This is a genomic window from Mycobacterium sp. NGS18 (assembly GCF_059813185.1).
Window position 1 is genome coordinate 1 of record NZ_JCALEC010000040.1, and the last position, 434, is coordinate 434.

1 protein-coding gene is annotated in these 434 nt (G+C 64.5%); it reads left to right on the top strand.

Going from position 1 to position 434, the window contains the following annotated elements:
* The coding region (locus AC5Y31_RS21820; RefSeq protein ID WP_499982986.1) for an acyltransferase domain-containing protein at nt 1-434 on the top strand (434 nt) is incomplete at both ends.

Consider the following 434-nt stretch of genomic DNA (forward strand, 5'->3'; position numbering starts at 1 on the left):
GTGTTCTCGGGTCAGGGTTCGCATTGGGCGGGGATGGGTCGTCGGTTGTTGGCTGATGAGCCGGTGTTTGCTGCGGCTGTTGAGCAGTTGGAGCCGGTGTTTGTCCGCGAGGTGGGTTTTTCGCTGCGTGAGGTGATTGCCTCGGGTGCGGAGATTTCCGGTGATGCGCAGGTGCAGCCGGTGATCATGGGGTTGCAGTTGGCGTTGGCGGCGTTGTGGCGTTCCTATGGGGTGGTTCCGGATGCGGTGATCGGGCATTCGATGGGGGAGGTCTCGGCGGCGGTGGTGGCCGGGGCGTTGACGCCGGAGCAGGGCCTGAAGGTGATTGCGGTGCGTTCGGCGTTGATGTCGCGGCAGGCCGGTCAGGGTGCGGTGGCGTTGTTGGAGTTGGATGCGGCGGCCACGCTGGAGTTGTTGGCGGATTATCCGCAGGT